Origin of the sequence: Paenibacillus sp. 2TAF8, from assembly GCF_052114825.1 — a bacterium.
GTDB lineage: Bacteria > Bacillota > Bacilli > Paenibacillales > Paenibacillaceae > Paenibacillus.
Genome location: NZ_JBFRFN010000019.1, coordinates 1 through 15,909, shown reverse-complemented (window position 1 = coordinate 15,909; position 15,909 = coordinate 1). Strand labels below are relative to the sequence as shown.

Sequence of the window (15,909 nt, the reverse complement as noted above, 5' to 3'; positions counted from 1 at the left end):
CTACTTTCAAGTTCGCAATCCATTCGGCGTGAATGACGTAGAGGATTGTAACCCAACTTGTCGACAAGTATACCAAATGCGATTTTGTTCATTTTTTTAGGGCATGTTAAGGCTAGCTTGCTCTATCTCCTGTAGGCACAGTCATTACCTCAATGATTTCTCTTATGGCTACAGTTGGTTGTAAGCGTTTATCACCAAGACAAAGGAGTAATTACATCATGAGCACGATTTTCGGATTATCCCATAATGCTACACTGCTGATCTGGACGTTGATCGCCATCGTCTTTCTGATTCTGCTGATCTCCAAATATAAATGGAACCCGTTTATCACCCTTTTATTATCTGCATTGATGCTTGGTTTGCTTGCAGGGATGAAGCCTGCTGACGTGATCTCTTCGATTACCGGCGGACTTGGCGGTACTTTAGGCACGATTGCTATCGTCATTGGACTTGGCACCATGCTTGGTAAAATGATGGCCGAATCCGGCGGCGCCGAGCAGATTGCAACTACTCTTGTTGACCGATTCGGTGTGAAACGTGTGCACTGGGCCATGATGATTGTTGGTTTCATTGTGGGTATTCCCGTTTTCTTTGAAGTGGGTGTCATTCTGATGATTCCAATCATCTTTACAGTAGCCCGCAAAACCAATATGTCCCTGCTTCAGATCGGGATTCCTATTTTGGCCGGTCTATCGACTGTTCATGGACTTGTTCCTCCACATCCGGCACCGATGATTGCCATCGAAGCCTTCAATGCGGATCTGGGGAAAACGATTCTATACTCTCTCCTTGTAGGTATCCCTACGGCCATTATCGCTGGACCTGTATTCGGTAAATTTATCGGCAAAAGAATTCATACGGAACCGCCAGCTGAGCTTGCTGAACAGTTCTCGGCTAAGAAAAACAGCAACCTGCCCGGATTTGGCATTACGCTGTTTACCATTCTGCTGCCGGTCATTCTGATGCTGATCGGTTCTATTGCCAGCATCGTTGATCCCGATGCAACGAGTGGATTGACCGTCTTTAGTGAGTTTATCGGTAATGAGATTATTGCGCTCTTAATCTCTGTCGTCTTTGCCCTCTTTTCACTCGGCTTTGCCCGCGGGTTCACCAAACATGAACTTTCTCGTTTCACCAGTGAATGTCTGGCGCCTACAGCTACGATAATTCTCATCATTGGTGGTGGCGGAGCCTTCAAACAGGTGCTGATTAATAGTGGCGTTGGTAATGCCATTGCCGAATTCGCCACGAACGCACATATTAACGTGATTCTGTTTGCCTGGCTTGTGGCTGCACTGATTCGTGTCGCAACCGGTTCCGCTACGGTTGCCATGACCACAGCAGCTGGCATTGTTGCTCCAGTGCTCGCTCTTACCCCAGGAGCTAACATTGAGCTGGTTGTACTTGCTACGGGTGCAGGCTCCCTTGTATTGTCCCATGTGAATGATGCCGGCTTCTGGATGATCAAGGAATTCTTTAATATGAGTGTCTCTCAGACACTAAAGACGTGGACTGTTATGGAAACACTACTCTCGGTGGTGGGATTGATCTTTATTTTGCTGCTAAGTACTGTGGTGTGAACATAAGTTAATCGTATTTTTCAGAGAAAGAGAATTTTGTATATATACAGCTCTTTAAAGAAAGAAGGATCGATGCAATGACCAATTATATGATTGGAATTGATATAGGCACGACCAGCACCAAATCCGTTTTATTCACAGAGCAAGGCGAGGTGGTCACAACCTCCACCCAGGAATATCCGCTCTATACCCCTGCTCCAGATGTTGCAGAACAAGACCCGGATGAGATTGTGCAAGCAGCCATCCGCTCGGTACGCGGAGTGATGAGCCAGAGCGGAATTTCCGCTAAGCAAATTCTCTTTGTATCCTGCAGCTCGGCTATGCACAGCGTCATCGCTATGGATCAGCATGATCATCCGCTGACCCGCTGCATCACCTGGGCGGACAATCGAAGTGCAGCTTGGTCGTCCAAGCTGCAAGAAAATGGGGTAGGTCATCGTATTTATCTGCGTACAGGCACTCCTATTCACCCAATGTCCCCTCTGACCAAATTGATGTGGCTGCGTCATGATGAGCCAGAACTATTCGAACGCACGGCAAAGTTTATTTCGATTAAAGAGTATCTTTTCTTCCGTCTATTTGGACAATATATTGTCGATCATTCCATCGCTTCCTGTACGGGTCTGCTTAATCTCGAACAACTGGAATGGGATCAGGAAGCACTAAACATCGCTGGGATCACACCAAATCATCTATCGAAGCTTGTACCGACGACTTATACAATAGAGGGAATGCATCCTGAATGGGCCGAAAAAATGGCTCTCTCCCCCTCTACGCCCTTTGTAATTGGCGCAAGTGACGGGGTGCTGTCCAACCTTGGCGTTAACGCCATCAAACCAGGCGTTGTTGCCGCAACCATCGGTACCAGTGGAGCGATTCGTACTGTCGTTGATCGCCCGGTAACTGATCCAAAAGGACGTACATTTTGTTATGCTCTGACTGAGAAACTATGGGTCGTAGGTGGGCCTGTGAATAACGGCGGCATGCTTTTCCGCTGGGTACGGGATGAGTTTGCCGCGTCTGAAGTCGAAACAGCGAAACGCCTTGGCATCAACTCCTACGATGTACTGACCAAAATTGCGGAGCGTGTCCCAGCCGGTTCCGAAGGTCTGCTATTCCACCCGTACCTTTCAGGCGAACGTGCTCCACTCTGGAATCCAGACGCCCGCGGCTCCTTTTTTGGCCTGACCCTCCACCATAAGAAAGAGCACATGATTCGTGCGGTGCTTGAAGGGGTTATTTTTAACCTTTATACTGTCCTGCTTGCCATGGAGGAGCAGATCGGGCAACCTACCTCCATTCAGGCTACTGGTGGGTTTGCACGCTCTCCGTTATGGAGGCAGATGATGTCGGATATCTTCAATCAGGAAGTGGTTGTACCCGAGAGCTTCGAAAGTTCTTGTCTCGGTGCCGTTGTCCTCGGACTGTATGCTACAGGACGGATCAAATCCCTTGACGCCGTTTCTTCTATGGTAGGCACAACTCATCGGCATACACCCGTCAAAGAAGATGCCTCCCTCTATCAAGAGCTGCTACCGATCTATATTCGTATTTCGCGCAAACTGGAAGAGGAGTACGCGGACATTGCTGAATTTCAACGCAAAATGTCTATGCTTCATCTATAAGTAGAGGAAGGCCCCGCAGCCATAAACCGGCTGCGGGGCCTTCCTCTTTTTTGATGATAATTGAAACCACCATGACACGTACACAGTTCTAGCAATCCACTGAAACTAATAACCACTAAGCAATTAAAACATCGCACTTCTACTATGTAGGCCTCGAGAGGATGAAAAGCACTTACCACTCATCTGCTCATTTTCCCACTTAATCACTTCAATCCATTTTTAGTTTATCCACAACAAGGTTATTCACATTCCAAGATCACTTTTGCACACAAATTAGCATCTTTCGACGGATATCCTGTGTATAAAATTTTTCTGCACTTTAGGTCATGCTGTCGAAAATTAAACAATTTATAAACAATATATTGTGTTGTGACTAAAAATTATACACAAGTTATTGAATTTGTGGATAAAATCTCGTCATACGTTGAAATCAGGGGCTTCTTTTGCTATGATTGTATTACTTTTGGATGTGAATATGTGATCTGACCCATAATATTATCAACAGCCTGTGGATAAAGTTGTGAACAATTTTCCGTTGTTCCTTCTTTTTTTGTTTTAGACCTGCGGGAGTTTGGGGATAAATTCAACAATATATCTCGTATTTCGACACTGCATCATGGCTTAAGCCACACTTGGAACATGTAAAAGGAGTGACAGTCTGTGGACAGCCATACTTCTGATTTATGGCAGCAAATTTTATCAATCATACAAAACAAACTCAGCAAACCCAGCTTCGACACCTGGTTCAAGGCCACCAAGGCTACCAAGCTGAACGATCAGACTATCGTCATCTCCGCCCCAACCACATTTGCCGTTGAATGGCTGGAGAGCCGTTACACCAAATTGGTCGGTTCGACGGTCTATGAACTGCTTGGTAAACAGGTCGATGTGAAATTTGTCATCGAGGAGAACAAACCTGTAGAACCAGACCCGCAGCTGCCGGCGCCGACGCCGAAAGTCGTTCAGGAAGAAGCCGTGCTCAGCATGCTGAATCCAAAATATACATTCGACACCTTTGTCATTGGTCCGGGCAACCGTTTTGCCCATGCCGCATCGCTGGCGGTCGCTGAAGCGCCCGCCAAAGCCTACAATCCTCTTTTTCTATATGGAGGCGTAGGACTTGGCAAAACCCACTTGATGCATGCGATCGGACATTACATTTTGGAGCATAATCCGAGCAGCAAGGTTGTTTATTTGTCATCTGAGAAATTCACGAATGAGTTCATCAACTCCATCCGTGATAATCGCGGGGAAAGCTTTCGTAACAAGTACCGAAGCGTAGATATTCTGCTTATTGATGATATTCAGTTCTTAGCCGGAAAAGAATCAACACAAGAGGAATTTTTCCATACGTTTAATGCGCTGCATGAGGAACGGAAGCAGATCATCATCTCCAGTGATAGACCACCGAAGGAAATTCCAACCCTGGAAGAGCGGCTGCGCTCCCGGTTTGAGTGGGGATTAATTACGGATATTCAGCCTCCGGATCTGGAGACGCGGATTGCGATTTTGCGTAAAAAGGCGCGTGCGGAGAATTTGGATATACCGAATGAAGCGATGATGTACATCGCGAATCAAATTGATACGAACATTCGTGAGCTTGAAGGAGCTCTGATTCGTGTCGTTGCTTATTCTTCACTGACCAATCAGGACGTTAGTTCTCATTTGGCCGCTGAAGCACTGAAGGATATCATTCCTTCCAGCCGTCCCAAAATGATCACCATTCAAGACATCCAACAAAAGGTCGGCGAGTACTACAGCCTGAAGCTTGAAGACTTCAAAGCACGGAAACGGACAAAAGCGGTTGCTTTTCCGAGACAGATCGCCATGTATCTCTCTCGTGAACTGACAGACTTTTCTCTGCCTAAAATTGGGGAGGCTTTTGGAGGACGAGATCATACCACGGTCATTCATGCCCATGAAAAAATCTCTCAAGCGATCAAAAATGATCAGGATCTCTATAAAGTTATCAACAACTTAACCGAAAAAATTAAGAATCCAACCTGAACAAGTCCCAAGCCTATGCACAACGTGTACACATGTGGATAGGCTTAATTTTATGGGTTTAACCCTACTTATCCACATATTCAGTGCCCCTATTACTATTATTACTATAAAGATCTAAAGATATCTTCTCCAAAAAGCCGTTGCAAAGTACGGCCTTCGGCCTTTCGATAAACACCTTTTTCAAACCAAGTCACAACCCAAAAAACATCCCAAAAATCCACTAGGAGTGAAATCATGAAAATCAGCATAATGAAAAGTTATCTAAACGAATCCATTCAACAGGTATCCAAAGCGATCTCTAGTCGTACAACGATTCCGATTCTGAGCGGTATTAAATTCGACGTGAATCACCAAGGTGTGACGTTGACAGCAAGTGACACGGATATCTCTATTCAGTCATTTATCCCGCTTGAAGAGGGAGACAAAAGTGTTGTGCAAATAGAGCAACCGGGTAGCGTTGTTTTGCCGGCTAAATTTTTCGTAGAGATCATCAAAAAGTTGCCTTCTCAGGAAGTACATATGGAGGTCAAAGAAAACTTCAACACCTTTATTTCTGCAGGTGCGACGGAGATCCAACTGGTTGGTCTGGACCCGGAAGAGTTCCCAGTGCTGCCAAGCATCGAAGAGAATCAAACGGTATCCATTCCTGGAGATTTGCTAAAAAATATGATTAAACAGACTGTATTCTCCATTTCGACCCATGAAACGACCCCCATTCTGACAGGTGTACTGTGGAGCTTGGGTGACAACGAGCTGAAGTTTGTGGCAACCGACCGCCACCGTCTTGCTACACGTGCGGCAATGCTGGATAATGCAGAGGGTATCCGTTTCAACAATGTCGTAATCTCTGGTAAAACGCTAAACGAACTGAGCAAAATTGTTCCGGATCAGAATACACTTGTGGATATCGTTGTCGCAGACAATCAGGTGTTGTTCAAAATTGACCGCGTATTGTTCTATTCCCGTATTTTGGACGGAACATATCCGGATACTTCTAGAATTATTCCAACGGCATACAAAACAGAACTAGTTTTGGACACTAAAAAATTAAGTGAATCGATTGATCGGGCTTATTTGCTGTCGCGTGAGGAAAAAACAAACATTGTGCGCATGCAGACGATGGACTCCGGCACGATTGAAATATCCTCCAGCTCTTCCGAGCTTGGAAAAGTAAGAGAAGAGATTGAACCAGCCGAATTTACGGGTGATCCACTCAAAATCTCGTTTAACTCGAAATACATGCTGGATGTGCTGAAAGTGGTGGAAAGTGAGCAACTGATGATTGCCTTTACTGGTGTCATGAGTCCGATCATCCTGAAACCGCTGGATGATAGCCAAAGCCTATACGTCATCCTGCCTTACCGGACGACCAACTAACGAAAGGAAGATCACGATGAAGCAAGTATCGATTCGTACGGAATATATTAAGCTTGACCAATTTTTGAAACTGGCAGAATGCATCCCTACCGGAGGTATGGCGAAAGCTATCCTGCAAGAAGGGCTTGTACGTGTGAATAAGGAGTCTGAGGAGCGTCGTGGACGGAAGTTATACCCTGGGGATATCGTTGAGGTAGACGGAGAAGGCACGTTTGAAGTGGTTGCAGAGTAGAAAACCAAGGTGCAATCCTGCTGCCTCCTGACGGACGGGATAAAGGGAGGTTACCGCGTGTTTGTAAACAGCATAGAGCTGCAGCAATTCCGTAATTATGAACATCTGAAGCTGGAGTCGTTTGGTCCTGTCAATCTGTTGATTGGGCAAAACGCTCAGGGAAAGACCAATCTGGCTGAGGCTATTTTTGTGCTTGCACTCACCAAAAGTCACCGCACCTCCCGTGACAAGGAATTGATTCGATTTGGCGAAGACCGGTCAAGGCTAACTGCAGAGGTCGACAAAAAATACGGAGCGGTCAAGCTGGAACTGTCTTTGTCACAACAAGGCAAAAAGGCAAAGATTAACGGTCTTGAGCAGCGTAAGTTAAGCGATTTTGTCGGATCACTCAATGTGGTGATGTTTGCCCCTGAGGATCTGGAGATTGTCAAAGGCACACCGGGGGTTCGCCGCCGGTTCCTTGACATGGAAATCGGTCAGGTGGCTCCGGGCTATCTTTATCATCTGCAACAGTATCAAAAAGTGCTGCTGCAGCGGAATAATCTGCTCAAGCAGTTATGGGGAAAAGGGGATTCAGCTCAAGCGATGCTGGAGATCTGGAATGAACAGCTGGCTGAGCACGGTGTTAAAATCGTCAAAAAAAGGAAACAATTCATAAAGAAACTGCAAAAGTGGGCAGAAACCATCCATCAGGGGATCACCGGAGGCGGAGAAGTCCTGCGCCTGGCCTACCTTCCCTCCTTCAGCGAAGCCGCTGAGGAAGATGAAGCTGTCTTAATGGAGCAATTTATGATAAAATTATCACAAATGAAAGAGCAGGAGATTCGCCGAGGCACAACGCTGAGTGGGCCGCATCGGGATGACCTGTCCTTTTTCATTAACGAACGGGAAGTACAAACGTATGGCTCTCAGGGGCAGCAGCGCACAACTGCGTTGTCTCTTAAGCTTGCAGAAATCGAACTGATTCATGAAGAGATCGGGGAATATCCGGTTCTGTTGCTGGATGACGTATTATCCGAACTTGATCCTTTTCGTCAGACCCAGCTGATCGAAACATTCCAAAGCAAGGTACAGACTTTTATTACCGCTACGGGAATTGAGAGCCTGAACGTTGACAAGCTTAAAGACGCTAGTATCTATCACGTTCATGCCGGACAGGTGGAACGCTAAGGAGTGAGGGCTTATGTACATTCATCTGGGCGGTGAGAAAATCATCCGTTCTTCTGAGCTGGTCGCTATTTTTGATATATCGATTGAGAAATCCTCTAAAATATCCAAGCAGTATGTTACACATGCCGAACAGGAAAAAACGGTCGAACATATCGGCGAAGAGGAAGCGAAATCAATTGTGGTGACGAAAAACATTGTATATTACTCACCAATTTCCTCTGCCACACTCAAGAAGCGAGCTCACCATTTTCCTGATCTATAGCGGATATTCAAGAGAGAATTTTTGTGTCTGCTAATATTCTTAAGTTAACGCATATTGAAGATATTGAATCTATAGAAGTAGGTGAAAGGCATGTCTATGAATCAACCGTCATATGATGCGAATGAAATTCAAGTCCTTGAAGGACTGGAAGCCGTACGTAAACGTCCGGGGATGTACATCGGTTCCACCAGTGCCAAAGGTCTGCATCATCTGGTCTGGGAAGTAGTGGACAATAGTATCGATGAAGCGCTGGCGGGTTACTGCGATCATATCGAGATCAGTATTCACGAAGACAATAGTATAACTGTCGTCGATAATGGGCGGGGTATCCCTGTCGGTGAACATACCAAGATGAAACGTCCTGCACTTGAGGTCGTTATGACGGTCCTACACGCAGGAGGTAAGTTTGGTGGCGGTGGGTACAAGGTATCCGGTGGTTTGCATGGTGTCGGCGTATCCGTTGTTAACGCACTTTCCGAAAAAGTGGTGGTGACCGTTAAGCGTGAAGGTCATGTCTATCAACAAGAATATCGTCGTGGTGCTCCGCAGTATGATCTGAAAACGATTGGAACGACGGATGAGACAGGAACAACTGTAACTTTCCATCCCGATCCAGAAATTTTCACAGAGACATTGGTATTTGATTATGAAACCCTGCTGACTCGTGTACGTGAGCTGGCGTTCCTGAACAAAGGAATCGGCCTAACGTTGACGGATGAGCGTACAGGTGCAACCAACTCTTTCATGTACGAAGGCGGGATTATTGAATATGTATCCTTCCTGAATCAGAAGCGTGAAGTGCTGCATGAGAATCCGATCTATGTTGAAGGTTCGCGGGATAACATTCAGGTGGAGGTTGCACTGCAATACAATGACAACTACACCGAGAATATTTATTCCTTTGCCAACAATATCAACACCCATGAAGGTGGAACGCACGAGTCCGGTTTTAAGAGTGCTCTCACACGGATTATTAACGATTATGCCCGCAAAGCAGGTGTAATCAAGGATAGTACTGGTAATCTATCTGGGGACGATGTGCGTGAAGGACTGACAGCTATTATTTCGGTCAAAATTCCTGAACCACAATTTGAAGGACAGACGAAAACAAAGCTGGGGAACAGTGAAGTGCGCGGTATTGTGGAATCTTTGTTTGCTGAGAAGCTACAGGAGTTCCTCGAGGAGAATCCTTCCGTATCGCGTCGTATTTTGGAAAAAGGATTGCAGGCAGCTCGTGCCCGTGAAGCGGCTCGTAAAGCTCGTGAACTGACACGCCGTAAAGGTGCGCTTGAAGTCAGCTCCCTGCCGGGTAAGCTGGCGGACTGTTCATCCAAAGATGCATCCATCAGTGAATTGTACATCGTCGAAGGGGACTCCGCCGGTGGTTCGGCCAAGCAGGGTCGTGATCGTCACTTCCAGGCAATTTTGCCGCTTCGTGGTAAGATCCTGAACGTGGAAAAGGCACGACTTGACCGTATTTTGGGCAATGCTGAGATACGTGCGATCATCACAGCAATGGGAACAGGGATCGGTGATGATTTTGATATTGCCAAAGCACGTTATCACAAAATCATTCTGATGACCGATGCCGATGTCGATGGTGCACACATTCGAACGCTGTTGCTGACATTCTTGTATCGGTATATGCGCAAAATCATCGAGGCCGGTTATGTATATATTGCACAACCACCACTGTTCAAGATTGAGCGTAACAAAGTCATCCGTTATGCAGGCTCAGAGAAAGAGCGTGATGAGATCATTGCAACGCTTGGCGAGAATGCCAAGTTTAACATCCAGCGCTATAAAGGTCTTGGCGAGATGAATGCTGGACAGCTGTGGGAAACGACCATGGATCCAGAAAGCCGGACAATGCTGCAAGTATCGATCAGCGATGCGATGCTGGCGGATGCCATGTTTGATACGCTGATGGGGGATAATGTTGAACCTCGTCGTGACTTCATTCAGGAAAATGCTAAATACGTGAAAAACCTCGATATTTAATGAGTTGCGAAGAGGCGCCTGTGAGGGCGCCTTTTTTTATATTATGTGGCTTTGCCCTATTGGTGTGATCTATTCATCTGGCAGTGCGGCGTTTGCTGGCGGATGCCTGTGCTTTAGAGACTTTGGAAGCTTTGGGGGCTTTGAAATTTGCCTTTTTTGTTTTACCTTTTTTGGAAGGCAAGCGTCCGTAGGCAATGGCATAACGTTTGATTTTGCGGTAAGCCTCTTTATCGGGTAGGAGACCAAAGGCATAGATACCAGGCAGTGTATTGACCTCCAGAATCCAGGGACGCCCATGATCATCCAGTGCAATATCAATCCCGATCTCTTTAAGCCTAGGAAAAGAGCTTTGCAGTTGGACAGCAGTATGGATACCCAGGCGATACAATTCATGCTCAAGCTTTTGATATCCGTCCTTTTTTAGATGGGGAATCACAAGTTCTTCGAACGTCGCGAGTCTGCCGCCTCCATGGATATTGGTAATAATTTTTCCTGGTGCAGCAACCCGTCCGAGAATACCTGTTGTTTCCCAACTATGTTGCGGGTTTTTCTGGGTTAATACACGCAAGTCAAAAGGTAATCCCTCATGTGTCATCAGTGGAATGCCTTGTTGAATAATGTAGTCACGTTTCTGAATACGTTCATCCAATGCGTCCTGGAGTTCACCTAGAGAATGAAAGACTCGTTCTACAGTTCCATGTTGAAGATGATAGGTTGTAAGCTCGATCATAGCTGAAAGAGCAGGTTCTGAATCTTTTATGTCTGTTTCCGTTACCGTTGCTTCCTCGGTCCCCTCATCGTTTTTTACATCGGTTGATGTATCTTCAGCCAGAGGGGAGGGTAACATGGTTCGGGTTGTTTTCACGCGCATTACTCCGTTACCGTAGGTTCCCCGGTCCGGTTTAATATAATTTGCCGGGAATAACTCGGTCATTCGTTCCAGTGTTTGCGGGCTATACTTTCGGGTCACAGGTATATATTGACTGACATGACGACTGCGCTGCAAAATGGCTGTTTTGGTCCATTTGCTGGAGACACGCTGGATACCCAATATGCATCAGTCCTTTCTTGTTTTGGTCGGTTGGTCTGGGGGACAGTATGCAGAAAATCAAAGGACAAGAGACGATTTCAGTGGTATAATAGAGGAATATGGCGATTTGTGCTGTCAGCCGCTATAATTGTGGTTTGATTGCCCAGTGGGAACGGCTCTAGCCTTGATTGGACAGTACATATGCCGCTTTTCTAGCATTGTATGTGCAATTGCAGAGGAAGGCAGGGCGAATCCCCAGACATGCTCAAGTTCCTGGAAGAAAGGCTATTGCCCAGTGGACGTTTAATTGTGTAACTTTTGTGAAAGTAATATAATAAAGAATAGCGTTCTTATGCGGTTTTAGCCTTGTTAGGCTTTTCACATATATTATTTTTTTCGAAATGATTGATTTGGAACGTTTGTTGAAGGACAAGAAGGAGGTCCAGCATGGCGGAAGAAATGAACTCGCAGATTAAAGATCGGGATATTGGCGTCGAGATGCGCGAATCCTTTATGGATTATGCGATGAGCATCATTGTGAGCCGTGCCCTGCCTGATGTGCGTGACGGATTGAAGCCGGTTCACCGGCGCATTCTGTATGCAATGTCGGAGCTTGGCATGACACCTGATAAACCACATAAAAAATCAGCCAGAATCGTTGGCGAAGTTATCGGTAAGTATCACCCACACGGTGACTCAGCTGTATACGAGACGATGGTACGGATGGCACAGGACTTCTCCCTGCGTTACATGCATGTAGATGGACACGGTAACTTTGGTTCAGTCGATGGTGACATGGCTGCGGCAATGCGTTATACCGAAGCACGTTTATCCAAAATTGCGATGGAAATGCTCAGAGATATCAATAAAGATACTGTAGATTACCAACCGAACTATGATGGCGAAGAAAATGAGCCAATTGTTCTTCCTGCTCGTTTTCCTAACTTGCTTGTTAATGGAGTTGGCGGGATCGCCGTAGGTATGGCTACCAATATTCCTCCTCATAATCTGGGTGAAGTTATTGACGGCGTACAGGCACTGATCCGAAATCCAGATATTACATCCATGGAACTGATGGACTATATCCAAGGGCCAGACTTCCCTACATCTGGTTATATTCTGGGACGTTCGGGTATTCGCCAGGCTTACCAGACTGGACGCGGATCGGTAACGATGCGTGCCAGAACCAATATCGAAGAGAACAACAACAAAGCTCGTATCGTCGTTACAGAGCTTCCGTACCAAGTGAACAAGGCAAGACTCGTAGAGAAAATTGCTGAACTGGTGCGTGACAAAAAGATCGATGGAATTACTGATCTGCGTGATGAATCTGACCGTAATGGTATGCGGGTTGTGATTGAGCTTCGCAGGGACGTCAATCCTGGTGTTGTACTGAACAATTTGTACAAGCACACTTCGATGCAGTCTACATTCGGTATTAACATGCTGGCGATCGTGAATAAAGAACCAAAGATTCTGAATCTGCGTGAAGTGTTGTATCACTACCTTCAGCACCAGATCGAGGTTATTCGTCGCCGTACGCAATTTGAACTCAGAAAAGCGGAAGCTCGTGCTCATATTCTGGAAGGTTTACGTATTGCATTGGATCACATCGATGAGATCATTGCATTGATCCGTTCATCGAGCAATACTGATGCTGCCAGAGAAGGTTTGATTGAGCGTTTCTCACTCAGCCATGATCAGGCTCAAGCGATTCTGGATATGCGTTTGCAGCGCCTGACAGGCCTGGAACGTGAACGTATCGAGAATGAGTACAACGAATTGATGGTTAAAATTCACGAATATCGCGAAATTTTGGCTAATGAGCATCTTGTACTTGAAATCATCAGTACAGAGCTTCAAGAAATTCGTGAGCGCTTTGGTGACGATCGTCGTACTGAGATCACGGTTGGGGAAGAGAGTATTCTGGATGAGGATCTGATTCCACGCGAAGAAGTAATCATCACGATTACCCACACGGGTTACGTGAAACGTCTGCCTGTATCTACCTACCGTAGTCAGAAACGGGGAGGTCGCGGTGTTGTAGGAATGGATACGAAAGATACCGACTTTGTCGAGCATCTTTTTGTAACCAATTCTCACAACTACCTGATGTTCTTCACGGACAAAGGTAAGGTATACCGGTTGAAAGCTTACGAAATTCCGGAGCTTGGACGAACAGCACGTGGAACTCCAATTATCAATCTGATTCAGATTGAGCAGGGTGAGTCCGTTAACGCGGTAATTCCGGTACAGGAATTCGAGAGCGACAGGTATCTTTTCTTTGCGACACGTCAGGGTGTAGTGAAGAAAACACCACTTGAAGATTACACAAATATTCGTAAAGGTGGTCTCATCGGGATTTCCTTGCGTGATGATGACAGCCTGATTGATGTGAAGCTGACGGACGGGCAGCAAGAGATTATCATGGGTACAGCTCATGGAATGTCCATTCGTTTCTCGGAAGGTAACGTACGTTCTATGGGACGTAGTGCTACCGGGGTTAAAGGTATCACACTCGATGATCAGGATGAAGTTATCGGTATGGATGTCGTGGATGCTGAATTGGATGTTCTGATCGTTACAGCCAAAGGTTACGGCAAACGTACGCCAGTCAGTGATTATCGGATGCAAACTCGTGGTGGTAAAGGAATCAAGACCATTAATGTTACCGAGAAAAACGGTGCTGTTGTTAGCCTCAAAATGGTTAAAACAGAAGAGGATCTCATGATCATCACGTCCAGTGGTACATTGATTCGGATGAGCATGGATGGCATCTCGACCATGGGTCGATACACACAGGGTGTGAAGCTAATTCATATTCGTGAGGATGATTCCGTAGCTACGGTTAGCCGAATTGATAAAAATGAAGAAGAACCAGATGAAGATAACGACGAAGCAACAGAATCCGGGGCATCCTCTGATACAGAGTTAAATTCGGAAGAAGGCATGACATCGGAGTCGGAAGATGATGTTTCAGGTGAAGACTCAGGTTCAGAAGAATAACATAAACATCATGTATATCGAATCGTTAATACGATTGAAACTGGATACGAAAGGCTCCCTTTAAGGGGGCCTTTTTGATATGTATAGAGGAAATGATGAGGGCTTCAAAATCTAGGATGTACAGCCTGTTTTCTGAGTAATATAATGGGAAACAACATGAGAAACCGGGACTATGGTCTTGTATTGTCATCATCTTAAGTAGAGTAGAACGATGAGCGAGGGGAATCTATATGGGATTAATCACCCTGTCAGAAGTCAAACCAGGACTGAAATTGGGGAGTGATGTGCATACATTGCGTGGCAATGTGTTGCTTCAAAAGGGGAAAATCATTTTACCTAAAGACATGGAAGTCCTCAGGGCATTTATGATTCATCAGGTAGATATTGAACAAGAAAGAACAGGAACAGGCAGTACAACCTCCAAGGGGGCATCTGGATTGACTGGAGCCTCAGGGACAGCCGTTGCAGAGAAAAGTGGAGATCGGACAAGCACAATAGTCTCAACAACGGTTAGTACCCTTCAGGAAGAGTATGAGAAAATGGTTGCGTTAACTAAAAATGCCTTCCTTTCGTCTTTGGCTGCAGAATTGCCTGTATATGAGCTGCGCACGCAGCTTGAGGTATTGTTTGTATATCTCAAACAATATAATGTACTCACCTTCAGCCCCCGTAACATGAAAGAACATGACTATGTGTATCATCATGCTGTGTTGAGTGCGATTACTTCTTATCAACTGGCTCAATGGGTAGATCTTCCTTCAAAGGATTGGATGCAGGTTGCTTTTGCAGGATTGTTCCATGATATTGGCAATAATAAGGTTGATCCGCAGATTCTTCATAAGCCCTCTTCTCTGACCATCGAAGAGCAGGAGGAGATCCGGCATCATACGAAGTATGGGTACCAAATTCTTAAACAGGCTAAGGCCATTAATGAGGGAGCTAGACTCGCAGCACTGCAGCATCACGAAAAAGTGGATGGTTCTGGTTATCCGCTACGGCTTACTGGTACACAGATTCACATCTATGCCAAAATCGTAGCGATTGCAGATATTTTCCACGCGATGACATTGGAGAAGATTTATCGAAAAGCCCAGTCTCCGTATTTGGTATTGGAGCAGATTCAAAGTGAGGCATTTGGCAAACTGGATCCTTCTATTGTGAGTATATTTGTGCAGCGCTCCACACAGATTCATAACGGAATTCGGGTAAAACTAAGTAATAACCAGATTGGAGAAATTATTTTTTCGGATCGAGATCATCCTACGCGACCGATGGTATCTGTAGAGGGGACGATTATTAACCTGATGCAGCAAAGACAGCTATACATTCAGGAAGTAATGGGTTAGTGTCGAATTATTGTATAAAGTAAAGACCTTCTCGCGATGAGAGGGTCTTTGTTAATTTATGAAGCCAGTCAACAAGGATATAAGTTAAGAATATATGAATGCGTACATGAACTTGGGGATGAGAGTTATAATGTATTCAAGTGTATTAACTTTTCAAAAAAAAGCTTGCATTCAAAAATCATACATGGTATATTCTAATTCCGGCCAAGAAAACACAGTTTACACGGTGCGGCAAGCAAATGAAAACAAGCTTCGAAAGAAACTTGAAAAAAA

11 protein-coding genes are annotated in these 15,909 nt (G+C 45.5%); 10 read left to right on the top strand and 1 reads right to left on the bottom strand.

Annotated features, from left to right (window positions below; genetic code table 11):
• Positions 1-218: 218 nt before the first annotated feature.
• The 8 genes from AB4Z30_RS22795 to gyrB all read left to right on the top strand — a co-directional run bounded on the left by AB4Z30_RS22795 (position 219) and on the right by gyrB (position 10,254).
• On the top strand, positions 219-1,580 hold the full coding sequence (locus AB4Z30_RS22795; RefSeq protein ID WP_441929748.1) for a GntT/GntP/DsdX family permease: 1,362 nt from the start codon (positions 219-221) through the stop codon (positions 1,578-1,580).
• A gap of 77 nt (positions 1,581-1,657) precedes the next feature.
• Positions 1,658-3,205, top strand: a complete 1,548-nt coding sequence (gene gntK, locus AB4Z30_RS22790) for a gluconokinase (RefSeq protein ID WP_441929747.1) — start codon at positions 1,658-1,660, stop codon at positions 3,203-3,205.
• A gap of 660 nt (positions 3,206-3,865) precedes the next feature.
• Positions 3,866-5,212: a chromosomal replication initiator protein DnaA gene (dnaA, locus tag AB4Z30_RS22785; protein ID WP_441929746.1), complete on the top strand. Its 1,347-nt coding sequence runs from the start codon at positions 3,866-3,868 to the stop codon at positions 5,210-5,212.
• 234 nt (positions 5,213-5,446) lie between these two features.
• On the top strand, positions 5,447-6,589 hold the full coding sequence (gene dnaN, locus AB4Z30_RS22780; protein ID WP_441929745.1) for a DNA polymerase III subunit beta: 1,143 nt from the start codon (positions 5,447-5,449) through the stop codon (positions 6,587-6,589).
• A 16-nt stretch (positions 6,590-6,605) separates the two neighbouring features.
• The gene (gene yaaA, locus AB4Z30_RS22775) at positions 6,606-6,821 is read left to right on the top strand and encodes a S4 domain-containing protein YaaA (RefSeq protein WP_434748638.1); all 216 of its coding nucleotides are present in this window, start codon (positions 6,606-6,608) and stop codon (positions 6,819-6,821) included.
• Between the two features lie 57 nt (positions 6,822-6,878).
• Entirely contained in the window at positions 6,879-7,991 is a 1,113-nt protein-coding gene (gene recF, locus AB4Z30_RS22770; protein ID WP_441929744.1) for a DNA replication/repair protein RecF, read from the top strand.
• Positions 7,992-8,004: 13 nt separating this feature from the next.
• The gene (remB, locus tag AB4Z30_RS22765; RefSeq protein WP_090923610.1) at positions 8,005-8,253 is read left to right on the top strand and encodes an extracellular matrix regulator RemB; all 249 of its coding nucleotides are present in this window, start codon (positions 8,005-8,007) and stop codon (positions 8,251-8,253) included.
• A gap of 90 nt (positions 8,254-8,343) precedes the next feature.
• The gene (gene gyrB, locus AB4Z30_RS22760; RefSeq protein WP_441929743.1) at positions 8,344-10,254 is read left to right on the top strand and encodes a DNA topoisomerase (ATP-hydrolyzing) subunit B; all 1,911 of its coding nucleotides are present in this window, start codon (positions 8,344-8,346) and stop codon (positions 10,252-10,254) included.
• A 73-nt stretch (positions 10,255-10,327) separates the two neighbouring features.
• Here the strand turns inward: gyrB and AB4Z30_RS22755 are convergent, their stop codons facing one another.
• A complete protein-coding gene (locus AB4Z30_RS22755; RefSeq protein ID WP_441929742.1) occupies positions 10,328-11,305 on the bottom strand; it encodes a YheC/YheD family protein in 978 nt (325 codons plus the stop codon).
• A gap of 426 nt (positions 11,306-11,731) precedes the next feature.
• Here AB4Z30_RS22755 and gyrA point away from each other — a divergent pair, with 426 nt between their 5' ends.
• Both gyrA and AB4Z30_RS22745 read left to right on the top strand, forming a co-directional pair.
• On the top strand, positions 11,732-14,290 hold the full coding sequence (gene gyrA / locus AB4Z30_RS22750; protein ID WP_441929741.1) for a DNA gyrase subunit A: 2,559 nt from the start codon (positions 11,732-11,734) through the stop codon (positions 14,288-14,290).
• A gap of 230 nt (positions 14,291-14,520) precedes the next feature.
• Positions 14,521-15,636 (top strand): HD-GYP domain-containing protein, encoded by a 1,116-nt coding sequence (locus tag AB4Z30_RS22745; RefSeq protein WP_441929740.1) that lies wholly within the window; start codon positions 14,521-14,523, stop codon positions 15,634-15,636.
• Positions 15,637-15,909: the final 273 nt, after the last annotated feature.

Coding starts and splice junctions, on each gene's coding strand:
- AB4Z30_RS22745 (WP_441929740.1), top strand. CDS start 14,521: ATGGGATTAATCACCCTGTCAGAAGTCAAACCAGGACTGAAATTGGGG.
- gntK (WP_441929747.1), top strand. CDS start 1,658: ATGACCAATTATATGATTGGAATTGATATAGGCACGACCAGCACCAAA.
- dnaN (WP_441929745.1), top strand. CDS start 5,447: ATGAAAATCAGCATAATGAAAAGTTATCTAAACGAATCCATTCAACAG.
- remB (WP_090923610.1), top strand. CDS start 8,005: ATGTACATTCATCTGGGCGGTGAGAAAATCATCCGTTCTTCTGAGCTG.
- AB4Z30_RS22795 (WP_441929748.1), top strand. CDS start 219: ATGAGCACGATTTTCGGATTATCCCATAATGCTACACTGCTGATCTGG.
- gyrB (WP_441929743.1), top strand. CDS start 8,344: ATGTCTATGAATCAACCGTCATATGATGCGAATGAAATTCAAGTCCTT.
- gyrA (WP_441929741.1), top strand. CDS start 11,732: ATGGCGGAAGAAATGAACTCGCAGATTAAAGATCGGGATATTGGCGTC.
- yaaA (WP_434748638.1), top strand. CDS start 6,606: ATGAAGCAAGTATCGATTCGTACGGAATATATTAAGCTTGACCAATTT.